Consider the following 1,061-nt stretch of genomic DNA (forward strand, 5'->3'; position numbering starts at 1 on the left):
TGACATGTCCGGCATGGCCGGGATGGATCACAGCAAGATGACCGGTATGGACCAGGGCGGCATGTCCGGCATGGACCACAGCAAGATGGCTGGTATGGACCATGGTGACATGTCAGGGATGGCTGGCATGGGTGGAATGGATGGCATGGAGATGCAGTCGCACCCGGCCTCCGAGACCAATAACCCCTTGGTCGATATGCAAGCCATGAGCACTACGCCGAAGCTCAATGACCCGGGTATTGGCCTACGGAACAACGGCCGTCGCGTGCTCACTTACGCGGACCTGAAGAGCACTTTCCAGGACCCTGATGGCCGCGAGCCCAATCGGACGATCGAGTTGCACCTGACTGGCCATATGGAGAAATTTTCCTGGTCATTCAATGGCATCAAATTCTCCGACGCCGAGCCGTTGCGCCTCAAGTATGGCGAGCGCCTGCGTATCACGCTGGTGAACGACACCATGATGACGCACCCCATCCACCTCCACGGCATGTGGAGCGATCTCGAGGATGAGCACGGAAAATTCATGGTGCGCAAACACACGATCGACATGCCACCCGGTACCAAACGCAGCTATCGCGTCACCGCCGATGCTCTGGGACGCTGGGCCTATCACTGCCACCTGCTGTTTCACATGGAAATGGGCATGTTCCGTGAAGTACGGGTTGATGAGTAAGGGAGACGGATTATGAGCAGGCATCTGAATCGTCAGTCATTGATCGGTTGCGCCCTTGCCATCGGCCTATTGAGTGGAGTGCCCTTGGTACAAGCTGGGGAAGGCAATGCCGAGTACGCTCACGCTGCTTCCGACACAGACAAGTCAGCAACAATGCATAAGACCAAGACAAGTGAGTCCAAGTCTGATCACGGTTCTATGGACCATGGAACGATGGACCACAGCAAAATGAATCACGAGTCGATGGATCATGACTCAAACACTAAAAAAGCGGATTGAGACCATGACCCTTAAGCTTTTACGTCCGACCCTGATGGCGTTGACGGTTTCAGTCAGCTCTGTGTTTGTTGGTATCGTTACCGCGGCTGAAGAGATGGATCACTCC

General features: G+C 55.0%; 2 protein-coding genes. Both read left to right on the top strand.

Annotation, left to right across the window (positions count from 1 at the left end; genetic code table 11):
- A partial coding sequence (locus GPL81_RS32145; RefSeq protein WP_246219014.1) for a multicopper oxidase domain-containing protein occupies positions 1-676 on the top strand: 676 nt, incomplete at its 5' end.
- A 12-nt stretch (positions 677-688) separates the two neighbouring features.
- Positions 689-955 (top strand): hypothetical protein, encoded by a 267-nt coding sequence (locus tag GPL81_RS32150; protein WP_160109828.1) that lies wholly within the window; start codon positions 689-691, stop codon positions 953-955.
- The last annotated feature ends 106 nt before the right edge of the window (positions 956-1,061 follow it).

It is taken from the genome of Pseudomonas izuensis (genome assembly GCF_009861505.1).
Classification (GTDB): Bacteria; Pseudomonadota; Gammaproteobacteria; order Pseudomonadales; family Pseudomonadaceae; genus Aquipseudomonas; species Aquipseudomonas izuensis.